Source organism: Amycolatopsis sp. NPDC041971 (assembly GCF_055588925.1).
On record NZ_JBVJCE010000029.1, the window covers coordinates 23,722 to 37,899 of the forward strand.

General features: G+C 66.6%; 14 protein-coding genes and 3 pseudogenes. 6 read left to right on the forward strand and 11 right to left on the reverse strand.

What is annotated here, in order from left to right; genetic code table 11:
- Nucleotides 1-24 precede the first annotated feature (24 nt).
- On the forward strand, nucleotides 25-1,491 hold the full coding sequence (locus tag ACZ6DT_RS38325) for a trypsin-like serine protease (RefSeq protein WP_465604383.1): 1,467 nt from the start codon (nucleotides 25-27) through the stop codon (nucleotides 1,489-1,491).
- A 165-nt stretch (nucleotides 1,492-1,656) separates the two neighbouring features.
- Here ACZ6DT_RS38325 and ACZ6DT_RS38330 read toward each other — a convergent pair whose 3' ends face one another.
- Together ACZ6DT_RS38330 and ACZ6DT_RS38335 are read right to left on the reverse strand one after the other, a co-directional pair.
- Nucleotides 1,657-1,962: an ankyrin repeat domain-containing protein gene (locus tag ACZ6DT_RS38330; RefSeq protein ID WP_465604384.1), complete on the reverse strand. Its 306-nt coding sequence runs from the start codon at nucleotides 1,960-1,962 to the stop codon at nucleotides 1,657-1,659.
- Between the two features lie 152 nt (nucleotides 1,963-2,114).
- Nucleotides 2,115-2,906 (reverse strand): APH(3'') family aminoglycoside O-phosphotransferase, encoded by a 792-nt coding sequence (locus ACZ6DT_RS38335; protein ID WP_465604387.1) that lies wholly within the window; start codon nucleotides 2,904-2,906, stop codon nucleotides 2,115-2,117.
- A 79-nt stretch (nucleotides 2,907-2,985) separates the two neighbouring features.
- Here ACZ6DT_RS38335 and ACZ6DT_RS38340 point away from each other — a divergent pair.
- Together ACZ6DT_RS38340 and ACZ6DT_RS38345 are read left to right on the forward strand one after the other, a co-directional pair.
- Nucleotides 2,986-3,207 (forward strand): annotated as a pseudogene (locus tag ACZ6DT_RS38340) (transposase); the annotation flags it as partial.
- Between the two features lie 135 nt (nucleotides 3,208-3,342).
- A complete protein-coding gene (locus ACZ6DT_RS38345; RefSeq protein WP_465604390.1) occupies nucleotides 3,343-3,774 on the forward strand; it encodes a DUF6892 domain-containing protein in 432 nt (143 codons plus the stop codon).
- Nucleotides 3,775-3,781: 7 nt separating this feature from the next.
- On the opposite strand, the pseudogene ACZ6DT_RS38350 reads toward ACZ6DT_RS38345, so the two are convergent.
- The 4 genes and pseudogenes from ACZ6DT_RS38350 to ACZ6DT_RS38365 form a co-directional block, all read right to left on the reverse strand.
- Nucleotides 3,782-4,066: pseudogene (locus ACZ6DT_RS38350) on the reverse strand (transposase family protein); the annotation flags it as partial.
- A gap of 182 nt (nucleotides 4,067-4,248) precedes the next feature.
- Nucleotides 4,249-4,758, reverse strand: coding sequence for a CGNR zinc finger domain-containing protein (locus ACZ6DT_RS38355; protein ID WP_465604391.1), 510 nt, complete (start codon nucleotides 4,756-4,758; stop codon nucleotides 4,249-4,251).
- Nucleotides 4,755-5,309, reverse strand: coding sequence for a GNAT family N-acetyltransferase (locus ACZ6DT_RS38360; RefSeq protein WP_465604394.1), 555 nt, complete (start codon nucleotides 5,307-5,309; stop codon nucleotides 4,755-4,757). The genes ACZ6DT_RS38355 and ACZ6DT_RS38360 overlap by 4 nt, the downstream gene beginning before the upstream one ends.
- A gap of 357 nt (nucleotides 5,310-5,666) precedes the next feature.
- Nucleotides 5,667-6,035: a hypothetical protein gene (locus ACZ6DT_RS38365; protein ID WP_465604397.1), complete on the reverse strand. Its 369-nt coding sequence runs from the start codon at nucleotides 6,033-6,035 to the stop codon at nucleotides 5,667-5,669.
- A gap of 861 nt (nucleotides 6,036-6,896) precedes the next feature.
- Between ACZ6DT_RS38365 and ACZ6DT_RS38370 the strand changes: the two genes are divergently transcribed.
- The 3 genes from ACZ6DT_RS38370 (at nucleotide 6,897) to ACZ6DT_RS38380 (ending at nucleotide 9,045) form a co-directional block, all read left to right on the forward strand.
- Complete coding sequence (locus ACZ6DT_RS38370; RefSeq protein ID WP_465604399.1) at nucleotides 6,897-7,322, forward strand: pyridoxamine 5'-phosphate oxidase family protein; 426 nt, start codon at nucleotides 6,897-6,899, stop codon at nucleotides 7,320-7,322.
- A 347-nt stretch (nucleotides 7,323-7,669) separates the two neighbouring features.
- Nucleotides 7,670-7,828, forward strand: a complete 159-nt coding sequence (locus ACZ6DT_RS38375; RefSeq protein ID WP_465604401.1) for a hypothetical protein — start codon at nucleotides 7,670-7,672, stop codon at nucleotides 7,826-7,828.
- A gap of 320 nt (nucleotides 7,829-8,148) precedes the next feature.
- The gene (locus ACZ6DT_RS38380; RefSeq protein ID WP_465604404.1) at nucleotides 8,149-9,045 is read left to right on the forward strand and encodes an SDR family oxidoreductase; all 897 of its coding nucleotides are present in this window, start codon (nucleotides 8,149-8,151) and stop codon (nucleotides 9,043-9,045) included.
- Between the two features lie 78 nt (nucleotides 9,046-9,123).
- Here the strand turns inward: ACZ6DT_RS38380 and ACZ6DT_RS38385 are convergent, their stop codons facing one another.
- The 5 genes and pseudogenes from ACZ6DT_RS38385 to ACZ6DT_RS38405 all read right to left on the reverse strand — a co-directional run bounded on the left by ACZ6DT_RS38385 (nucleotide 9,124) and on the right by ACZ6DT_RS38405 (nucleotide 13,805).
- On the reverse strand, nucleotides 9,124-9,276 hold the full coding sequence (locus ACZ6DT_RS38385; protein ID WP_465604407.1) for a hypothetical protein: 153 nt from the start codon (nucleotides 9,274-9,276) through the stop codon (nucleotides 9,124-9,126).
- A gap of 823 nt (nucleotides 9,277-10,099) precedes the next feature.
- Nucleotides 10,100-11,521 carry a hypothetical protein gene (locus ACZ6DT_RS38390; protein WP_465604410.1) on the reverse strand — a complete coding sequence of 474 codons (1,422 nt, stop codon included), beginning with the start codon at nucleotides 11,519-11,521 and terminating at the stop codon, nucleotides 10,100-10,102.
- Nucleotides 11,522-11,821: 300 nt separating this feature from the next.
- Nucleotides 11,822-11,965, reverse strand: a pseudogene (locus tag ACZ6DT_RS38395) (PadR family transcriptional regulator); the annotation flags it as partial.
- Between the two features lie 413 nt (nucleotides 11,966-12,378).
- On the reverse strand, nucleotides 12,379-13,110 hold the full coding sequence (locus tag ACZ6DT_RS38400) for a ZIP family metal transporter (RefSeq protein ID WP_465604412.1): 732 nt from the start codon (nucleotides 13,108-13,110) through the stop codon (nucleotides 12,379-12,381).
- Nucleotides 13,111-13,469: 359 nt separating this feature from the next.
- Entirely contained in the window at nucleotides 13,470-13,805 is a 336-nt protein-coding gene (locus tag ACZ6DT_RS38405) for a helix-turn-helix domain-containing protein (protein WP_465604414.1), read from the reverse strand.
- Nucleotides 13,806-14,178: the final 373 nt, after the last annotated feature.

The following is a 14,178-nucleotide window of genomic DNA, read 5'->3' on the forward strand; positions in this document are numbered from 1 at the left end:
CATCCTCGCCATCGAAGGAGAACGATGAGATCATCACGCTTTGCCGCAGCACTCACCCTGGCACTGGCCACGGCGACCCTGCCGATCATGCACACCGCGGACGCCGCGCCGACCGACGAGATCAGTATCGCGGCGACCCCGACCGACCAGCTCCGCGCGGGAGACGTGGGAACCCGGATCGTCAACGGGGAACGCACCACTGTGAAGGAGTATCCGTTCGTCATCGCCGGTATGCGTGTCGGGGGCGGTGGCCCGCAGGGACAGTCCTGCACCGCCTCCGTGGTCGGCAAACGCAAGATCCTGACCGCGGCGCACTGCATGGTCGACGCCACCGGTGCCAAGAGCTACTTCTACGGCGACGACGACCTGAACACCCCGGGCGACGAGACGTTCCGCACGGCCGTCGCCTCGTACAAGACCCACCCCGGCTACACCGGCTCCGGCGGCTGGCGGACCGGCTACGACGTCGCGGTGGTCACCACCGTCGACGACCTCCCGGTGCCGGAAAGCCGGTGGGCCAAGGTGGCAGGCTCGGGAGACAGCGCGCTGACCCAGCCTGGCAAGTCCGGCGCCTCCGTCGGCTACGGCAAAACGTCGGCGGGCGGCGGCTCCGGCGAATTACGCAAGACCACCTTGCCGGTCAACGACCCCAGCGGCTGCCAGGTCTTCGACATCCGGGTCGACGGCGACCTGATGGTGTGCACCGGCTACAACGACGGACGCACCGCCAACTGTTCCGGCGACAGCGGCGGGCCGTTCATCGTCGACGGCGTGATCGTCGGCGTCTCGTCGTGGGGCTCCAGCGCCTGCGACCGCTACAGCATCATGGCGCGCCTGACCAACGCGATGGGTGACTGGGCCCGCACCGAGATCGGCGGAACCCAGCCCGGCGACGGCAAGTTCGGCATGGCATTGTCGCCGGCTTCCGGCCAGGCCGAGGCCGGTAAGCACGTCTCCACCAGCATCACCACTACGGCGGGCGACCAGGGCCCGGAGAAATTGGACCTGAGCGCGTCCGGTCTGCCCACCGGAACTACGGCCACTTTCCAGCCCTCGTCGACTGTCAACTCCGGTGAGGTGGCCAAGCTGACCCTGCAGACCTCGGCGAGCACCCCGGCGGGTACCTACAAGATCACCGTCACGGCCAAGGGCACCTCCGGCTCCAAAACCGCCGAGTTCACGCTCACGATCGGTGACGGCGGCACCACCAACGGCCCGAAGCCGTCCACCTCGCCGAACTCCGGCACCGTCCCGCCCGGCGGCTACACCAACGCAACGATCACCGTCACCGGCGGCACGGGCCCCATCCGGCTCAGCGGCGCCGGCCTGCCCTACTCGCCGATGTTCTCACCGCGGACCGTCGTTTCCGGCGGCACTTCGCGAATGACGATCATGGGTCCGTACCAGCGTGGCACCTACAAGGTGACGGTCACCGCGACGGACAGCACCGGTAAGACCGGGACCACGGAGTACACCCTCACGGTCCGATGATCTACGGACCGGCGGCTCCATGATCCGGAACCCCGCTCACCGGTAACCGTGGAGCCCGTGACCGCCCAAGCGGCCGCGGGCTCCACGGCCTGTCCCAGACCCGCAGTGACTACGCAATTCTGGGAGAGGACGCGTTCGCGGTGATCGGGTCGAGGGCGTGCTCGGTCATGGTTGCGGCAGCTCCGTGAAATCGGAGGGGAATCCGTACTGGCCTTTGGTGATCTCGGCCGGTGTGTGGGCGTCGGTCTCGGTCGCGGTCTTGTCCGCGCCGCGGGCCAACAGGAGCTTGATCATGGCGCCGTCGGACGACTTCCGCCACCGGATGACCGCGAGGTGCAGCGGCGTCGCACCCGGCGTGTAGACGGCCTGGACATTCGTGCCGGCGTCGACCTTGCCCTCTTGCACCGCGAAAAGCAGTGGCGTGTAGTTGTTGCGTTTCTCGGTGATGTTCACGTCGACGCCGTCGGCCAAGCGCCGCTGTATAGTTGCGACGTCGCCTTTCTGTGCCGCTTAAATGAAGTTCGTCGCGTCCTTCGCGATCCGGGTTGGTCATCACACCTCGTTTCCGTGCACCGGAGCGTGCGAGATCCGCCGAGCATGGGCGATGATCTCGGTCTTGCTCGCTATCCCCAGGTGAGCGGGTCGAGGTGGAGGTAGAACCGTTGCCGGTCGCTGTCGAGCGTGATCCCGTAGATACGGGCGAAGGTGTCGTCGGCGGCGATCGCGTGGTTCTCGCCATCCCAGCTTTCGCGTGCGTTGGCGAGCAGCAAAGCGATGTCGGCATAGGGATCCGCCCGGCCGAGGCGACCAAGGTCGATGAATCCCACGAAGTTCAGTGTGACCGGGTCGAGGATGATGTTGGGCAGGCAGAGATCCCCGTGACAGACGACGGTGTCGGCAGCCTCTTGCACGAGGCGGCGATCGACCTGCCCGGCAACCCGCGCGAGCAGTTCCGAGGGCGGCGTCCGCCGCTGGTCGACCGGCAGGAACTCCGGATTGACCTTGTCCCGGGAGGTGACATCTTGGGCGATGGCGAACATCTGCGCCAGTCCCCGGCTGAACGGACATTCCTTCGCCGGCACTGCGTGCAAACCTCGCACGCCATCAGCGATCGACGGCCACGCTTGACGAAGCGCCTGAGCGGGCACACTGTCCGCGGGCACACCCCGGACGGCGCTGGTCACTAAACACGCTCCGCTGGCGCCGGAATTCCACCCGAGCACCTCAGGTCCCGGGATGCCCCTGACACTGAGCCACTCCACCCGGTTTCGTTCCTGTTCCAGCAGATCCTCCTGCTCGGCCAGGACACACTTGGCATACCGCGAGCCGTCGGCACTACGAAAGACCCAGGCGCCGGACTCTCCGCTCAGGACGGGCTCCCACTCGCCGGAACAATGCCGGGAGAGCAAGAACATCCACTCGCGAACCGGTGACCCCTGCACGAAGATCATCGTAAGTGCACCGCCCGTTCGGCACCTACCGGTTTACCGACACATAGACGATGACGCGTTCCGGCCACCCCGAGGCGACGAGCTGTGTCCGCTGGTGGAGCCGTTGACCCCGGCCTTCGAGCCACGACCGCAGGGCTGCGGCACGGCTCCGGTGGACGCTCGTGCGGTGTTCACCGCGATCGTGTACGCCCTGACCAGCGGATGTGCGTGGCGGAATCTGCCTCCGTCGTTCGGGGTACCGTTCCAGACCGCGCACCGCCGCTTCGGCCAGCGGCCCGCCACGGCGGGAAATCGTCGACGCCGATCTGGATCTGAAAGGGCATCAGTGTGCACGGTTCGCCGATCAGAAGGTGTGTGTTGACCGCCCGGATTGTCGGGGCAATCTGGTAGATGATGGGGCATGTTCCGCGACTTCAACTTCAAGCTGCTGGTCATCGACAAGCTCATGTACCAGGACAAGCTCATCCAGCCCCGTTTCCGGATCGCCGACATTCTCCACGCCAAGGGCGCCACCGGCGACCTGTGGAAGTACCTGCGCGAACAGGACTTGCTGTACACCGTCCTTGAGGAAGCCCGTCAGTACTTCACCGACTTGGAGATCACCCCCGACCAACTGGCCGCCGTGGACGAACTGACCACTGACGGTGGCTTGGAGATCTACCACCAGTGCTCGCCGTTCTGGGACGGCGAGGACGACCTCTTCGACGTCACCTCACTGGACGACCTCGCCCTGCTACCCAACCTCCGCGTGATTCACGGCGGCGACGAGGCCATGATGGCCGCCCCCGGCGCCGAGGACACCCTCAAGGCCCGCGGAATCGCTGTGAGATGAACCCTTTTCATCGTGGTTGGCGGCGGGTTTCCATGTGGTGCAGGACGAGGATGGCCGCGATGATCGCGGCGGCCCGGCGTGGACAGCAACGGAGTTTGGCCAGGACTTTCCAGCCCATGAACAAGGAGACGGCGCGTTCACCGAGCGCGCGGACGCGGGCGTGGGCACGGCTGACCACCTTCTGCCCGCGTGACAGGCGAGGGCGTGTCGGGGTGCGGACCGTGCCGCCAGCACCCTGGTACGCCTTGTCGGCGAAGGCGGTGACGTCGTTCGTGGTCAGCATGTCGATCAGGATCGCGCCGATGTTCCACCGTCTCCGTCCACATCACCCCACAACGCGGCCCTTCACCACAGCTGAACCAAGCGCCAGAACCTCGCATCGGCGAGCCGGAGAGGTCCGAAACCTGTGGCAGGCGGCTCCGGGCGCCATCACGAGTGGCGGCCATGGGCCCCATGGCCGGGAAGGTGCCTGCTTCAGGCTTGAGTGCGACGGTAGTACGCCGCCTGGCGGACGCGGTGGCCGCACGAGTTGTGACACCACCGCCGCCGGTGGTGCTTTCGCACGAAAAGCATGGGGCAGTCGTCGCTTTCGCAGAGCCGCACCGGACGGACGTCCGCCGACGCCACCACCCGCACGCAGTCTTCGGCCAGTTCGGCGAGCAGGACGCGGTCACCGATCCGCGTCTGCGCCGCCGTCGCACCCGAGGTGAGCTGCCACACCGACGGTGCCCCCGCCGCGCATTCGTTGACCAGCCGCACATCCGCGGAGTCGAGTGCGGCACCGGCCGACACCGCCAGGAAAATCCTTCGCACCGCGTTCCGCAGCTCGGTCAACTCGTCTTCCGGCAGGGCGTGGCCGGGCACCACCTCGGCGACCCAGCTCCGCGCGGTCTCCGGTTCGTCGAGAAAGTCGAACTCGCCGTAGAGCGTGTTCGCGAATTCCACGGAGACGGGCTCGCCGAGCAGCGGCAGCTCGACGCTCACGGGCGATCCAGCCGGTAGACAACGTGCTCCCGCGTCTCGGCCGGGTTGTCCGGCTTCAGGTCCGCTACGCCGACGTGCCGGAAACCCGCCTTTTCCAGTGCCCGCCACGACGCGACGTTCCGGGCGTGCACGGGAACCAGGATCAACTTCGCCGCGGGCAGGTCGCGCCAGGTGTCGGCGGCGATCTGCGCGATCATGCGGCTGCCCAGCCCGGAGCCGGTCAGCTCCGGCGGTCCGATCAGGTAGTCGATGGTGACCGCGCCCTCGGGCACCGGCATCGACGGCGCGAGTTCCTCGACGTATTCCGGGTAGTCGTGCCAGAAAGACCGCTGCACCAACCCGACCGGTGTGCCGCCCACGCTGACCAGCAGGTCCTCCCCCGGCTCCGCATCGCGGGCGGACGGGCCGAAGTCGCGGTCGAGCGCGTCCGGTGTCGTCTCGTGGTGCCACCAGTGGTGCACGTGCGGCTGTTCCAGCCAGGAGGCCAGCAGTGGGAAGTCCGTCGTCCGCAGACGGCGGAAGGTGATGTGGGCAACCGGAGTGGCAGACATGGGATCAGCCTACATGATGAGTAAATCGAGATTCATCCATCAGTGTGCGCCGGTGTCCGGCTACCTGCCACCTCTTGCCTGCCGGTCTCTGATCCTGCTCAAGCGTTGGCGACCCGGATACCGCAGGTGTCGTTCCTGGAGGTACGGGTCGCCAAGGATGGCCGGTGCCCTCACTGATCGGTCGGCTCGGAACTTTCGCCAGTCCGATTTCGCGGTGTCCCAGGCAAAGAACTACCATCGTCGTCCATTGTGGACCAATCGGCAGGGCTTCACGTCCCGTACGCTTTTCCGAACTGTCATGGGAGAGGTAGTCGAACCGCGGCCGTTCGTGGTCACGTACCGCCGACGCGTTCGCGGTCAGTGCCGGCGGATCGGCCGTGGAGCCGAGCATCGGCATTCGTAATCCTCGATACGCCATTCGTCGCGCCGGCCGATGGTGGGGATGTCGCTGTCGAAGCTGATGAGCGGCAACGCGTAGTCGGCGATCGAGGTGTCCGCGTCCGAAGCCGGCCGGATCGCCCGCCGTGGCCGAGGACGACGTGTCGTGTGCTCTCGCGGCATCGCGTCGAAGACGTTGGGCATGTCCGCCGGCGGCGTGAGCAGCCACCGGTCGGCGAGGGCGATGTGGAGATCTTTCTTCCCGGGGTATTCGAAGACCGAGCCGATCTGGGAACGGAACGCCGTGCGCGACGCATCGGAGGCGTGCGGATTGCCCAGCACCGTCATGAGCGCCGGTTGAAGGCTGTGCCGACGGTGTCCGTCATGGTGGCCACAGCGAAATGGGAGTGGTTTCTCCCGTTCTGGACAAGCGCGGATGCCGATGCCTATCGCCTGGCGGGGTGTCGCGATGAGTTGCAGGGCCTGCCATCGGAAACTGGCCGCCTCCGGCGGCAACGGGGGCACGCTTCGGGTTTACCACACAGGCACAGACCTCAAGATCTATGAAATTGGCTTATGTAGCAACGCTCTCCCTGTCTACGACGTGCAGAAATCCGGCGCTCCTCGCCGTCCGCGAACCCCGTTCCCACAACCCGACGGTAGTGCGCTATGCGGCGCCGGCGGTCAGCAGCAGGCGGTTGTCAACCTCGGTGAGGCGTTCGAGCAACGTCCACTGTTCGCTGTCGGTGTCCTGGAACTCGTCGCAGGACAAGACAATGGGATCTTCCTGGAACAGTTTGCTTTCTGCTTCACCACGCAGCGTCGGGCGTTCGCTGTGACCGATAGAGCGACCGAAGTCGCCTACCAGTTGCCACGCGAGCCAGGAAACGTCAGCACGTCCACCCGATCGGCGACATCGCGGAGGATTCCCTTACTGCGACCAAGGATTGTGTCACCGCGGTTCGACTGAAGGTCAAGAACAACACACGATCACGAGCGGTGACGGCAGGAGCGACCGCGTCTCGCCGCAGCAGGTGTGCGCGGGCCGCCGCCGCTGAATCGGTGCGTCGTGGTCATACGGTCGACGTCACCGGCCCGGCCGTCCCCCTCGCGAGTTCCACGTCGACGTTCTCAACCTCACCTGGTTCGGCCGACGGGCTGATCGGGCTGAGAGCTGCGGCCCTCCGGTCATCTCGATAGTCTCGGGTGATGCCACTGTCGAAGGAAGAACGCGAGCAGTTCCTGGCCGAGCCGCGGATCGGGGCGCTGTCCGTGGTCGAGAGCGCCGATCGCGCGCCACTGGTCGTGCCGATCTGGTACCACTACACGCCCGGTGGCGAACTGTGGGTGAACACAGCGCCCGGCTCGCGGAAGGCTCGCGCGATCGAGGCGGCCGGGCGGTTCAGCCTGATGGTTCAGCGGACCGAGCCGACGATTCGCTACGTGGCAGTGGAGGGGCCGGTGGTCCGGACCGAGCCGGGCACCCGCGAGCTGTCGAGGCAGATGGCCGCGCGTTATCTGCCCGCGGACAAGGTCGACGGCTTCGTGGAGTTCGAGCTGAGCCAGCTCGGCGAGCATACGGCCATCTACCTCCGCCCCGAGCACTGGATCTCGTCCGACATGGGCTCATTCTGACCAAAGCACCTCCCGGCTGTCCTTGTCCGAGAGGAACGACGCCAGTTCGTCCCCTTCCTCGGTGACAGCGGCCCGCTCGGCCCGGGAGAAGGGGCAGAGCGGCGTCACTCCACCGCGTCGCCGTCGGGCTTCCAGGTCGCCGACACCCGGCCGTAAACCAGCACGCCCCGCTCGCCGGCGACCGAAGGCAGTCGGTGCTCATCGTCGACGACCCGGCCGCGGGTCCGTCGAGTCGGAGAACGTCACTTCGCTGATGCCTGTGAACCTGTCGCGTCTGAGCCGTCGCGTTCGGCGGAGTCCCCGCGAGCGATTTCCGTCCAGCCGAGCCCATGCGGATAAGGGCCACTATGACCTGCTCACCAGCTCACCACGCGGTCGAACTCCACGACCTGCCGCGGCTTCGAGATCTGCTCGACGCCGGTCACGACGTAGGGGTCACCACCGCCGTCCGCTACCTGCGGGCCGCGCACCCAGGACGCTTCCAGCTCGATCCCGCCGCGCCGTGAAACCGCGGGGAGATCCGGGATTCAGCCGAACCAGCAGGGACAGTCGCCGCCGTCCGGGTACCTCCTAGCAGCTGTCAGCACCGGCTGGACATCGACTCAGCTTGCAGTGGGCTTCTCGCATAGCCACTAGTGGGTGAGCGGAAGCCGGCTCTGCTGGGTTTTATCGTGGCGGACCGGTGGTATCAGGTCTGTGTCCTGGGGTCTTCGTCCACGGCACCGGGACCACGAATTCACCTACAGCTCGACACTTGTCCTGATCGGACCGTGCGGGACGAACGTTCACTCGTCCACGCCGATGATGGGGACCGCAGGAGGCGAACATGACCGAAGACCAGCACAGCCAGGAGACCGCGGAGCGGCATCCGAGCCCGGAAGAGCAATCAGGACAACAGCAGCAACACCCTGGTTCGGGCAAAGCCATGGATCCTCCGCCGGACCACGGCGAGGAGTCCTATCGCGGCAGCGGGCGATTGCTGGACCGCAGGGCCGTGATCACCGGTGGCGACTCCGGCATCGGCCGGGCCGTGGCGATCGCGTTCGCGAGAGAGGGTGCCGACCTCGTACTGTCCTATCTGGAGGAAGAGCAGGAAGACGCCGAGCGCACCGCCGAACTGGTGCGCGAAGCCGGCAGGCAGGTCGAACTCGTGCCCGGCGACATCCGCGACGAGCGTCACTGCGGGCACATCATCGACACGGCGGTGTCCACCCTCGGTGGCATCGACGTGCTGGTGAACAACGCCGCTTATCAGATGAGCAGCCAAGAAGGCCTGCTCGGGATCTCCACCGAGCAGTTCGACCGCGTACTGAAGACCAATCTCTACGCGATGTTCTGGCTGTGCAAGGCCGCCGTGCCGCATATGCCACGAGGGTCGGTCATCATCAACACGTCGTCCATCCAGGCCTCGCAGCCGTCGCCGGAGTTGCTGGACTACGCCACGACCAAAGCGGGGATCGCGAACTTCACCAAGGGGCTCGCACAGGACTTGGCCGACAAGGGAATCCGAGTGAACTCGGTCGCGCCGGGTCCTATTTGGACACCGCTGATCCCGGCCACCATGCCGGAGGACAAGGTCGACTCCTTCGGTGAGCAGGTGCCGATGGGCCGGGCCGGTCAGCCCGCCGAACTCGCACCCGCCTATGTGTTCTTCGCTTCGCAGGAATCCAGCTACGTCACCGGCGAAATACTCGGCGTCACCGGCGGGCAGCCTCTGACCTGAGAACGAACACGGCGAGCAGCAAGAAAGGGGTCGGCGCGCTCCTGCGGCACACCGGATCAACCGGACCGGCCAGGCGCGTCAGTCCGGCGGCTCTTCGCGCGGCGAGGCGCTGGGGCGCCGCCGGGTGTCTTCGTCGAAGAACTGTCCGGGGTCGATGTCGAGGTCCGGGACCTCCGGTGTGCCCGGCGAGATCGGCTGGTCGGGGCTGAGGGGCTGAGTGGTTTCGTCCATGGCCTGCGCCTTCCTTGTGGTGTCCCAACCTGGCTTATCCCGCCGGTGAGCGCCCGAAACGTGGCTTCCCTCGACCGAGTGGGGCCTCGTGGATCAGGCTCGCCGGAACGCGCCCATCCAGCCGAACTCGACACGCCGAAGAGCGTGCTCTCGGCTCGTGGTCCTACTCGCCAGTCACCGCTGGGCCCCGCTGGAAGTGGGTGTCGGCGCCCCGCTACTCGCCGCGCGAGTACTCCTGAACGGCTCGTGTCCGGATCGCTGATCCTGTTTCGTCGTCGGGACGGCGGCCTCCGCCGCCGCCCTTCGAACTAGCGCTGACGGCCCGGTTCGTCGCGGCGCTGCCGCACCGCGCGTGTACTTCACTCCCGCCGAACGTCCACGCCACAAACGGCGACGAGGGTCAGGAGTGGTCGCTGCCGGGGTCGTCGAGCCACACGTACTGCTCGCCGGGCACGTTCAGGGCCAAACGCCCAGCCGGGACGCGCCGAGCCGGTCGAGGACGTCAAACGCGGTGACGACGTGCTCGATGGTGTCCCACAGGCGGTTGAAGCCTTGCTATCGAACGGCCCAGGTGCCGTCAGCGAGCGGTAGGTCGGCTTCGGCATGGGCATCGCCCCGCTCAGCGACCACCACACCGTGCTGTGCGCCGCCGCCGAGTCGCAAGCCGGGAGCCTGCAACCAGGGAAGCAACGTGAGTTCCGGCCGGGCCAGGCCGTGTGCGGGAGTGGGCCGAGCAGGCTCGATTGCGGTGAGAAAACCGAAGTCTGGGCAGACCCTGCAAAACGCCGAACGAGTCGCGACAGTAGGCGTGTCCAGTGTCCATTCAGGACACTGAGACAAGGTAAAGCTGCGTGGTGCGGGACAAGGGTGCGGAAATGGTCCAGGTTGCGAGGTAGTTCGGTGGTGGGGCGCCGTGGATCCGCAGCAGAGCGAGGTCGGGTTCGCGTGGCCGCGTGGTGTAGTCGAAAAACGCGAAGTTGACTCTGAGCAGTCCGCGGGTCAATCGTCCGGTACGCGCTTCGAGTTCGGCGATCGCCGATGGCATCCGTCCACGGTCGGAGAACACGTCGAGGATCGCGCAGTCGCAGGTGTAGGCCAGCACACCGATCTCGTCGGCGCTGGCAATGGACCGGCCACTGGCCAGGCGGGCCAGGTCACGGCCGATCCGGGCGTACTGTTCGCTGGAGGTGTAGTTCGTGGTCAAGGGTGCGAAGTCGCGGGGCAAACCGGTATGGGCGTAGCCCGCCACGCTGGTGACGAGCAGCGCCGTGACAACGACCAGGCTCAATCCCCGTTCGGCCCGACGGGTGAACCCGGCCGCGACCGCGCAGGCGAACACCGTCGCCGCGACGATGCCGGGTCCGTAATACCAATGGTACGGCGGCACCTGTAGCTGGACGTATGCCAGGCAGTACACCGCCCCGGCCGCGGCGAGCACGGCGAACGAAAGCAGCCGACGACTGGCTGTGTCTTTTCGCACCACCAAGCTCAGCCAGCGGATCCCGGCCGGCAACGCCAGCATCACGGGCAGGAACGCCAGCACCGTCTGCCCTGGCATGCCCTGCCAGTAAAGTCCGAGGCCGTTGCCGAATTCCCACTCTCCCCAGGCCCGCTTCGCGCCCTGCAGGGTCTTGATGATCAAGGTGTCCGGAACCGCCGCGCCCAACACTACCCAGCTGAACACGAACCACGGTGCCGCCACCAGCACGGCACCACGCACGCTGCGTCGGCCACCGACCCAGAATTGTCGCCGGGCCACGAAGATCAACGTCACGAAGATCAGAAGGTCGAGGCGGACCAGCGTCAGTGTCCCGGCGACCACACCGAAGGCGAAGGGACGCCTTTCCACCGAGAGGACGAGCAGCCAGACGAGTCCCGCCGCACCCAGTCCGACCTCCATCCCGATCGAGGACAACAGCAGCGGGTTCACCGTCAGCGCGGTGATCGTGACAACCGGGAACCAGCCGGGCAATCCGGTGGCCACCCCGAGTCTGCGCAGGGCGAGCACCAGCACCACCTGGCACGCCACATACAACACGCCCGCGGCGAGTACCGCGTCCCGCACCACGAACGTCAACACCGCGAGGCAAAGCACATTCAGCGGCGAGGTCGCCGTGTTGGTCGTGCCCTCGGCCAGCAACCCCCAATGCCCATGGAACGCGAGATTGCGGGCATAGCTCAACGCGATGTACGTGTCGTCGATGAGATGAGCGCGCACCAGCATGAACACCAGTGCCGAGGCCATGGCCACCACGATCGGCAGCCACCCTGCCGGGGGGAGAAAGACTCGCGACCGATCGAGCACCGATCGATCAGTGCTCGATCGGTGCGGCATTATTTCAGTCACCATTATCGCTTTGTTCCTCACGAATCCTGCGCACGAGCAAGTGCCTGCATCGCCGAAAAGAAAAGTGCGGCGCGAGAAGCCCGGACCGGCGCTAACAGCACGGGCCATTCATAATCCGGCCGTTCTTCAGGTGATTCGGGCAACCACACCCTTCACGAAACCGAAGTGTCCTGCACCACCCCGGTTCGCCCACTGGCAGACGGAGGGATTCTCCGGGCTCTTCAGCCATTCCTCGACGTTGGTGACGCCGGCTTCGGTGATCGCGTACCGCCTCTCGTAGAGCTGTTCGAGGTCGTAACCGTGCTTGGGGCCGGCTTCGAGCAGGGTGTTCCCGATGGACATGCGGGCGACTATACACAGTGTGTATACACTTAGTCTATACATTGAGTGCATAGTGCTGAAGGGGACTTTCCCCGCATGTCGCGCGGTGAAGGGAGCTTTCCTCGCGTTGCCCTACACGCATCGTGGGCTCGGCCGCTCACGGCGGCCATGGAACGACCAGAGCTTGCCGATAGGGGTGCCCACTACATCTCCCGTGCCGCGTCAGGGAGTCGACGCAGAGCAGTGGCAGCAGTTCGTCCTTGGTGCGAGAGCGCGTAAGGGCTTCCCCGTCTATCGCGGCTCTCCCGAACGCGTGCCCGCGGACGAGTACGTGAAGCGATATCGTCCCTTTGCCCGTGTTCTGCGGGAGTCGCGTCGAACTCGCCGCCTTCCTGGGCCGAACCTGCGTCGTCGACCGACCGCGCCTCCGCTGGTCAGGCGGCGAGGATGAAAGACAGAAAGAAGCCTCCCGCCGTGGCGAACGCGTTCAGCGGTCGGCCGTGCTCGAACGCCTCGGGCATCAGCGTGTCAGCCAGCGACGCCAGCACCGCCCCGCCGGCGAAGGACAGCGCCACGGCCAGCGCCGCATCGCTCAACTCCCCCGCGACGAGCCTGCCGAGGACTACCGCGGCAGCCAGCAGCAGCGCACAGCTAGCCCACGTCGCGATGACGGCTCGCCTGCTCCGCCCCGACTCCCGCATGGCGACGGCGCCGACCAGCGACTCCGGGAGGTTGGAGAAGAAAATCGCTACGAGCAACGTCAACGACACCCCGCTGGCCAGCGACACGCCGAGCGCGAGGTTCTCCGGTACTCCATCGAGAGTCACCGCGGCGAGCAACGCGAACCCGATGCCGCCGCGCGCCCCGGCTTTCGTCACCTCCCGCTGCTGGGGCCCAGAGTGGCCGGTGACATAACGGTCGAGCGCGGAGTCGGCGAGCACGAACACCGCCGCCCCGGCCAGCAGGCCAAGCCCGGACCGAAACGCGCCGCCGAGATGGAACGCCTCCTCGAACAGTTCGAAGGCCAGAGCGGACATCAGCGCCCCACTGGCGAAGGCCAGCAGTACGCCGGTGACCCGCCGCGGCGGGCGCCACAACGAACCGACGATCGAACCGATCACCAGCGCACTGGAGGCAGCCAGTCCGTACAGCACCGCGATTAGCATACCGATAATTCTGGCGCCCAACCCCTCGTCCACACCAGCCGAACCCGACCGTGCACCAGCGCCGTCCAACCCGGATAGCAGGAAACGCACGGTCGAAACCCCGTGTCCGGACGCTGGACACCGCCGTTCCCGAAGCGATGCGGCACGGTCGCGAGATTCCAGTTCACGTCCCACCGGTCGCGGTCGATCATGGCACTGCCCGCGAACCCGGCCCGGAAACCACCCGCCGTATCGGTCCTGGCGTCGACCAGTTCGGCGGCGATGCTCACCGGCTTCGTCGCCTGTCCGGCCCGAGCAGGGAAACGCGGTCGGGGTGGGGGGGTCCGCACGATCAGGTAGGCAAGGTGCCGTCCCGCACGTTATGCCGGAGCGGTGGTGTCAAGCCAGGTGGCGAACCGCGAGCGGTAGCGCCTCGGTGAGATGCCGACCTCCTGGGTGAAGGCGGTTCGGAACGTCACCGGCGATCCGTAGCCCGCCTCGGACGAGATCCGGTCCACCGTGAGCTCGGTGGCCTCGAGCAGCTCCTTGGCCGCGGCGATCCGTTCCGCGGCGACCCAGCGCATGGGCGTGGTACCGACGTCCTGCTCGAACCGTCGGGCGAGAGTGCGGGGCGAGAGGTTCGCCGCTCGTCCCAATTCGGCGAGCGTCAGCGGCCGGCGGAGGTTCTCGCGCAGCCAGACACGGAGGTCGTCCAACCAGGCGGCGCGATCCTCCAGCGGCTCCGCGTGTACGTACTGCGCCTGATCACCGTCACGGTGGGCAGCGATGACGAGATAGCGGGCCGTCTTGTTCGCGGCGCGCTCCCCGTGGTCGCGCCGGATCAGGTGCAGGCATAGGTCGAGGCCAGCCGCCGAGCCGGATCTGGCAAGTCAGCCCGCTCGGCCTTGCGCACTGCGATTGACTGGGAGTGACCGTACACACCATCGGCTCTGACCTTGGTGTGCGCGCCGAACGTCGGTCTGATCAGGTCATCGGCGACTGCCCGGATCCGTGGTGACGCCCAAGATGTCGACGGACGCCCCTCGACGCGCTCGTCCGCCGGCCAATGAGCGGGTGATCCGCGCCGGG

Excerpts from the sequence above, each read along its gene's own strand:
- ACZ6DT_RS38390 (WP_465604410.1), bottom strand. The coding sequence starts at position 11,521 with ATGGCCTCGGCACTGGTGTTCATGCTGGTGCGCGCTCATCTCATCGAC.
- ACZ6DT_RS38385 (WP_465604407.1), bottom strand. The coding sequence starts at position 9,276 with ATGGACGAAACCACTCAGCCCCTCAGCCCCGACCAGCCGATCTCGCCG.
- ACZ6DT_RS38380 (WP_465604404.1), top strand. The coding sequence starts at position 8,149 with ATGACCGAAGACCAGCACAGCCAGGAGACCGCGGAGCGGCATCCGAGC.
- ACZ6DT_RS38325 (WP_465604383.1), top strand. The coding sequence starts at position 25 with ATGAGATCATCACGCTTTGCCGCAGCACTCACCCTGGCACTGGCCACG.
- ACZ6DT_RS38335 (WP_465604387.1), bottom strand. The coding sequence starts at position 2,906 with ATGTTCTTGCTCTCCCGGCATTGTTCCGGCGAGTGGGAGCCCGTCCTG.
- ACZ6DT_RS38375 (WP_465604401.1), top strand. The coding sequence starts at position 7,670 with ATGACCTGCTCACCAGCTCACCACGCGGTCGAACTCCACGACCTGCCG.
- ACZ6DT_RS38365 (WP_465604397.1), bottom strand. The coding sequence starts at position 6,035 with ATGACGGTGCTGGGCAATCCGCACGCCTCCGATGCGTCGCGCACGGCG.
- ACZ6DT_RS38345 (WP_465604390.1), top strand. The coding sequence starts at position 3,343 with ATGTTCCGCGACTTCAACTTCAAGCTGCTGGTCATCGACAAGCTCATG.
- ACZ6DT_RS38400 (WP_465604412.1), bottom strand. The coding sequence starts at position 13,110 with ATGCTAATCGCGGTGCTGTACGGACTGGCTGCCTCCAGTGCGCTGGTG.
- ACZ6DT_RS38370 (WP_465604399.1), top strand. The coding sequence starts at position 6,897 with ATGCCACTGTCGAAGGAAGAACGCGAGCAGTTCCTGGCCGAGCCGCGG.
- ACZ6DT_RS38360 (WP_465604394.1), bottom strand. The coding sequence starts at position 5,309 with ATGTCTGCCACTCCGGTTGCCCACATCACCTTCCGCCGTCTGCGGACG.